Below are 6377 nucleotides of genomic sequence, written 5' to 3' on the forward strand. Positions count from 1 at the left end.
GCGCCTCAGGCATGGCCCAAGTAGGCCTCCACCACCTTGGGGTCTTGGCGCACCCCCTCCGGGGGGCCGTAGTAGAGGACCTCCCCGTAGGAGAGGACCAAGACTCGGTCGGAAAGCTCCAGCACCGCCCTCAGGTCGTGCTCCACCCAAAGCAGGGTGACGCCCCACTCCTCCCGGGCGTCCAGGAGGAAGCGGGCCAGGTCTTGCTTCTCCTCCAGGGCAAGCCCCGCCATGGGCTCGTCCAGGAGGAGGAGCTTGGGGCGGCCCGCCAGGGCCCGGGCCACCTCCACCCGCTTTTGGAGACCGTAGGGGAGCATCCCCGCCGGGGCGTGGCGGAAGGGGGCGAGGTGGAGGTAGTCCAGCACCTCCTCCGCCCAGGCCCGAAGCCGCCACTCCCGCTCCGCCCGGGGCAGGCCCAGGGGGTAGGTGGGCGAGGCGAGCTCCGCCCCCAGCTTCACGTTGTCCAGCACGCTCATGCCCCGAAAGATCTCCAGGCCCTGGAAGGTGCGCCCCAGGCCCATGCGGGCCCTTTCTTGGGGGCTTTTCCCCTTCAGGCTTTGCCCGAGGAAGGCCACCTCCCCCTTTTCCGGCTCATACACCCCGGAAAGGACGTTAAGGAGGGTGGTCTTGCCCGCCCCGTTGGGGCCGATGACGGCAAAGAACTCCCCCTCGTTCACGGCGAACTCCACCCCGGCCAGGGCCTTGACCCCTTTGAAGGAAAGGTGCAGGTTCTTGGCCTCGAGGATCATCCCCATCACACCCACCTCTTCCGCCTGCGGTAGCGGCGGGCTTGGCGGAAGCCCACCTCCTCCTTGCCCAGGTAGAACTCCATCACGTCCTGGTCCTCCTTCGCGGCCCTGGCGTCCCCTTCAAAGACCACCCGGCCCCGCTCCAGGACGTAGACTCGGTCCACGATGTTGAGGGCGGCCCGGGCGTTTTGCTCCACCAAGAGGAGGCTTAGCCCCTTTTCGCGCCGCAGGGCGTCTAGGATGGCCATCACCTCCTCCACCAGCTTGGGGGCGAGGCCCAAGGAAGGCTCATCCACCACCAAGAGCTTCGGCCGGGTGAGGAGGGCCATGCCCAGAAGGAGCATCTGCTGCTCCCCCCCGGAAAGGTAGCCCGCCTGCTCGTGGCGGCGCTCGTAAAGGCGGGGAAAGCGGGCGAAGACCTCCTCCATCCCCTCCTTGAGCTCCTTGGGGCTTAGGCGGTGGCCTGCCGCCACCAGGTTCTCCACCGGGGTGAGGTAGCGAAAAAGGGGCCTTCCTTCCAAGACGGCGGTGAGGCCCATGCGGGAAAGGCGCACGGGGTCCAGGTGGGTGGTGTCCTGGCCCAGGAAGCGGATGTGCCCGTCCAGCACCCGTCCCTCAAACTTGGGGAGAAGCCCGGCCACGGCCCGCACCAAGGAGCTCTTCCCGGCCCCGTTGGGGCCCAAGAGGGCCACCGCTTCCTTCGCCCCCACCTCCAGGGAAACCCCGTCCAGGGCCAGGATCACCCCGCGGTAGACCACCTTGAGGTTCTCCACGGAAAGCATCACACCCTCTCAATCTGCCGCTCGCCCAAAAGCCCATAGGGCCGGACCAGGAGGACCAAAAGCACCACCAAGAAGGGCAGCGCCTCGGTGAAGCCGGGGAGGAGGGGCTCCAGGTAGCGCTGGGATAGGGCCTCCAACACCCCGAGCAAAAACCCGGCCAAAAGCGCCCCGCCCACGGAGTCCAGCCCCCCCAGGATGGCCACGGGGAAGACCTTCATGCCGAAGAAGACCAGATTATGCCCCACCCCGCTCGCCACCGCCAAAAGCGCCCCGGCCAAGGTGGCCAAGAGGGCGGAAACCCCCCAGACCCCGGCCAGGACCCGGGCGGTGGGGATGCCCAGGGCCAAGGCGGCCACCTCCCGCTCCGAGATGGCCCGCACCAGGACGCCGTACTTGCTCCGCCTAAGGAGCCAAAGGAGGCCGAGGCCTAAGGGGAGGGCCAGGAGGAGGTTCCAGACCGCCCGGGAGGAAACGAATACCTCCCCCGCATGGAAGCCCAGGTCGGGGAGGCTTCCCGAGAGGTACTTGAGGTCCGGCCCCCAAAGGAGCTGCACCGCGCCGTCCAGGGCCGCCGCTAGGCCGATGGTGGCCATGATCACCGCCACCACGTTCCTTCCCAAGAGGGGGCGCACGAAGCCCCGCTCCACCAGCACGCCGAAGAGGAAGGCGAAGGGCAAGGCAGCCAGGATGGCAAGCCCTAGGGGCAGGAATAGGGCGAAGGTGTAGGTGAGGTAGGCCCCCACCAGGAGAAACTCCCCAATGGCGAAGTTGACCACGCTGGTGGCCCGGTAGACCAAGACAAAGCCCAGGGCCAACAGACCATAGAGGGCGCCGTTGGCCAGGCCGCCGATGAGGTAGGGCAGGAGGTCGGACACAGCTCCTCCAAGAAGGCGGGCCCAAAAGGGTGCGGGCCTTTAGGCCAGCTTGATCCAGTCGGTGATGGCGTTAAAGCGCCCGTCCCGGGTGCTTGCCCGGTAGAGCTTGGTGTAGGGCAGGCGGTGGTTCACGAACTGGTAGGTCCGCTGCAGGCCCAAGCCGTTATAGTCCCCAAGCTTTTCCAGGTACTCCACCACCCCAGCCCGGGTGAGCTTCCCCGCAGCCGCTGCCCGGCGCATGGCCTCCGCCACCGCCAACGCCACGGCCAGGCTGCCCATATAGTAGGTGGGGCGGTAAGAGGTGTCCCGCCCCTTTCGCTGGCGGAACTTGCGCATTTCCTCCACTGCGGGCACCAGGGTGTCGTACCAGTAGGCGTTGTGGTAGGTGACGGTGAAGCCCTCCGCCGCCGGACCCGCCCGCTGGATGAGGGCGAGCTCCGCCGAGTAGTAGGTGCCCATGAAGCGGGCCTGCAGGCCCTGCTCCCGGGCGGTGCGCAGGATGAGGGGTTCGGCGGAAAGGGCGTAGCCCTGGAGGATCACGTGGTCGGGGTTGGCCCGGCGCAGGTTCAGGACCACGGGGGTGGCGTCGGTGAAGGCGGGCGGGGTAACCTCCTCGTGCACCACCTCCATGCCCAGGGCCTTGGCCCGCTCCTTGGCGTAGGGGATGGGGTCGCGGCCGAACTCGGTGTTGGAGTAGACCAGGGCGATCTTGGCCCGCCCCTTTTGCAGGCGGACCTGGCGCAACAGGGCCTCCACCATGTCGTTGTAGGTGGGGCCGAAGACGAAGATGGTGGGGTAGGTCTTGGGGTCGGCGAGCTCGTTGGCGAAGCTGGTGGCGGAGTAGGGTAGGCCGATGCGGGCGATCTCCGGGGCCAGGGCCTTGGAGAGGCCGGTGGAGTCCCCGTAGACGAAAAGGAGCTCATCCGCCCGCTCCCGGGAGATCACCCGGTTGAAGGCGGCTGTCCCCCGGGCCACGTCGTAGCCGGTGTCCTCCACGATGAGCTCCAGCCTTCGCCCGCCGATGCCTCCTAGGACCTCGTTCACGTAGTCCACCCCGTCCACGAACCCCTCCCTTCCGGCGTTTCCCGCAAAGGCGAAGGGCCCGGTGAGGGGGAGGAGGGCGGCGAGCTTCACCGGCCTGGCCTGGGCGGTGGCGAAGTAGGGCATGCCCAGGGCCGCCACCCCACCCACACCCAACTTCCGCAAAAACTCCCTGCGCTTCATCGCTTGCCTCCTTCCTTTGGTTTGGGCCAAAGATAACACGGAACCCGGGGTTTGGCAAGAGGCTAGCCCTTTCCCCGCCCTGGGGGCTAGCATGGGGCCATGCGCTGGCACGGGGTTTTCCGCCGCTGGGTCCTGGCCCGGCACTACCGCTTCGCCCGGGAGGCCCTGGTGCCCCACTTCTTTGATGCCCTCACCGCCTATGCCCTGGAGCTGGCCCGGCTTGGGGTGCCCCGGGCGGAGGAGGCGGTGGCCGCCTTGCGGGAGCTCCGTACCCTGCCCCTTCCCAGCTTCACCGGGGAGGTGGAGGATGTCTTTTTCTCCATCCAGGCTCAGCTTGCCGAGCACTGGGGGGAGGAGGTGGCGGGGGCGGTGCGCCGGGGCCTTTCCCGCAACGACCTGGACCTCACCGCTTTCCGGGCCTACCTGCGGGACCGGGTCTTGGCCCTTTTGGGGGACTTTCTCCGCCTGTGGGCGGTCCTTTTGCGGGTGGCCAGGGCCCAGGCCGGGGTGCCCCTCATCCTCCACACCCACCACCGGCCCGCCCAGCCCACCACCCTGGACCACTACCTCCTGGGGATAGAGGGCTTGCTCTTCCGGGACTACCGCCGCCTGGTCCGGGCCCTTTCCACCCTGGACCGTTGCCCCTTGGGGGCCAGCGCCCTGGCGGGAAGCCCATATCCGGTGGACCGGGAGCGGCTGGCGGCCCTTCTGGGGTTTTCGGGCCCGGTGGAGAACACCCTGGACGCCGTGTCCTCGGGGGACTATGCCCTGGAGCTGGCCTTTGCCCTGGCGGGGCTTGGGGCGAGCCTTTCCCGCTTTCTCACGGACCTCCTGGCCTTTGCCGAGCGGGGGGCCTTTGTGGTGGGGGAAAGCCTGGCCCAGGGGTCCAGCTTCATGCCCCAGAAGCGGAACCCGGTGGTGCTGGAGCATGCCCGCATCTATGCGGGGCGGCTTTTGGGCGGGGTGGGCACCCTGGCCGCTTTGAACCACAACACCCCCTTTACCGACCTAAACGACCACTCCACCGGGGTGCTGGAGCCTTTGGCGGGGCTTCTGGAGGACGCAGAGGCGGTTTTGGAGCTCACCCGGGTGGCCCTCGAGGAAAGCCGCTTTGACCCCGCCTTGCTCCTGGTGGAGCTTTCCCCGGAGGTCCTGGCCTCGGAAGCGGTGGATTTCCTGGTAAGGCGGGGGGTGCCCCTGGGGGAGGCCTACCGCCGGGTGCAGGGAGCCTTGCCTGGGGTTAGGCCCGAGCTTCTGGGGGTGGAGGGGGAGGAGCTCGTGGCCTGGATGGGCCTCGAGGCCTTCTTCGCCCGCCGGGAGGTGCTGGGGGGCGTGGGACCCAAAGCCCGCGCCGAGGCCTTGGTGCGGGCTAGGAGGCGCTTGCGGGAGGAGCGCCAGGCCTTAGCCGCCCTGCGGGCCCGGGTGCGCCTGGCCCGGCTTGGGCTGGTGCAGAACCTCCAGGCGCGCGAAGGCGAGAAGGCTCCGCAGGAGAAGGGGGATGTAGAAGGCCAGGAGGAGGGGCACCAGGGCCTGGGCTAGGATGCGGAAGACCAGGCTTTCCAGGCCCTCCGCCAGGCTCAAGGTGGCCAGGGTGAAGGCGGCCAGGGGAAAGACCAGGCCCCCCAGGCCCAAGAACATCAGCATCCAGAAAAAGGCCTCCCGGGCCCATGGGCCCAGCAGGGGAAGAGGGGGCCGCCCACCAGGGGCACCACGATGGCGGACACCGGCGGGATGAAAGTAGCGCACGCTCATCCCCCTATCCTGAAATAGGGGGAGGGGGTATGTCAACGGCCCCGGAAGTGCTTCACCGTGAGGCGGATGCCCTCCTGGAACCCCACCTTGGGCCGCCAGCCGTGGGCCATCAGCTTGAGGGGGGAAAGGACGCTCCTTTCCAGGTCCCCGGGGCGCGGGGGGGCGGGGTTTACCTGGGGCTCCCGGCCCGCCGCCTGGGCCACGGCCTCGAGGACCTCCCTCGTGGTGTGCCCCTCCCCGGTTCCCACGTTGTAGATCCCTTCCAGGGAGAAAAGGGCGAGGGCGTGGGCCTCGGCCACGTCCTTGACGTAGATGTAGTCCCGCACGCACCCCTCGTCCCCGGGGGTCTTGCGGGCGTAAAGGGTCACGGGCTCCCCCTTCAAGACCCGCTCGGCGAAAATGGCCACCACCCCTGCCTCTCCGTGGGGGTCTTGGCGGGGCCCGTAGACGTTGGCGTAGCGCAAGGAGACCCACTTGAGGCCGTAGTTTTGCCCGTAGACGGAAAGGTAGTGTTCAAAGGCCGCCTTGCTTGCGGCGTAGGGGCTTTTGGGGCGGGGGGGCCAGGTCTCCTCGGCCCGTTCCCCTTCGGGCACCTCCCCGTAGATGGCACCGCCGGTGGAGGCAAAGACCAGCTTCTCCACCCCCCACCTGCGGCAGGCCTCCAGGAGGTTTAGCCCCCCCAGGAGGTTCACCTCAAAGTCCAGGAGGGGGTTTTCCACGCTCACCTTCACCGAGGCCTGGGCCGCCTGGTGGGACACGTGGGTGGGGCGGAACTCGCGGAAGACCCGCTCTAGCCCCTCCTTGTCCCTCAGGTCCACCTTGTAGAAGTAGATGCCCTTGGGCACGTTTTCCCGCTTGCCGCCGGCTAGGTTGTCCAGGACCGCTACCTCGAGGCCTTCTTGGATCAAGTGTTCCACGATATGGCTGCCGATAAATCCCGCACCACCTGTAACCAGTACCCGCATGATTCCTCCCGGGCCAACGCCCAAGCCACT

At 68.0% G+C, this 6377-nt stretch carries 6 protein-coding genes; 1 reads left to right on the plus strand and 5 read right to left on the minus strand.

What is annotated here, in order from left to right; all coding sequences use genetic code 11:
• Nucleotides 1-5: 5 nt before the first annotated feature.
• The 4 genes from QT17_RS07850 to QT17_RS07865 are packed head-to-tail and all read right to left on the minus strand — an operon-like array spanning nucleotide 6 to nucleotide 3630.
• Nucleotides 6-755: an ABC transporter ATP-binding protein gene (locus QT17_RS07850; protein WP_039458710.1), complete on the minus strand. Its 750-nt coding sequence runs from the start codon at nucleotides 753-755 to the stop codon at nucleotides 6-8.
• Complete coding sequence (locus QT17_RS07855) at nucleotides 755-1531, minus strand: ABC transporter ATP-binding protein (RefSeq protein WP_039458713.1); 777 nt, start codon at nucleotides 1529-1531, stop codon at nucleotides 755-757. The genes QT17_RS07850 and QT17_RS07855 overlap by 1 nt, the downstream gene beginning before the upstream one ends.
• Nucleotides 1531-2406 carry a branched-chain amino acid ABC transporter permease gene (locus tag QT17_RS07860; protein ID WP_039458716.1) on the minus strand — a complete coding sequence of 292 codons (876 nt, stop codon included), beginning with the start codon at nucleotides 2404-2406 and terminating at the stop codon, nucleotides 1531-1533. Before QT17_RS07860 ends, QT17_RS07855 begins: the two co-directional genes overlap by 1 nt.
• A gap of 39 nt (nucleotides 2407-2445) precedes the next feature.
• A complete protein-coding gene (locus tag QT17_RS07865; RefSeq protein WP_039458719.1) occupies nucleotides 2446-3630 on the minus strand; it encodes an ABC transporter substrate-binding protein in 1185 nt (394 codons plus the stop codon).
• A 99-nt stretch (nucleotides 3631-3729) separates the two neighbouring features.
• Here QT17_RS07865 and QT17_RS07870 point away from each other — a divergent pair, with 99 nt between their 5' ends.
• Nucleotides 3730-5169, plus strand: coding sequence for a lyase family protein (locus tag QT17_RS07870; protein WP_039458722.1), 1440 nt, complete (start codon nucleotides 3730-3732; stop codon nucleotides 5167-5169).
• Nucleotides 5170-5414: 245 nt separating this feature from the next.
• On the opposite strand, the gene QT17_RS07875 is transcribed toward QT17_RS07870, so the two are convergent.
• Nucleotides 5415-6347: an NAD-dependent epimerase/dehydratase family protein gene (locus QT17_RS07875; RefSeq protein ID WP_039458725.1), complete on the minus strand. Its 933-nt coding sequence runs from the start codon at nucleotides 6345-6347 to the stop codon at nucleotides 5415-5417.
• Nucleotides 6348-6377: the final 30 nt, after the last annotated feature.

It is taken from the genome of Thermus sp. 2.9 (genome assembly GCF_000794385.1).
GTDB classification, from domain to species: Bacteria; Deinococcota; Deinococci; order Deinococcales; family Thermaceae; genus Thermus; species Thermus thalpophilus.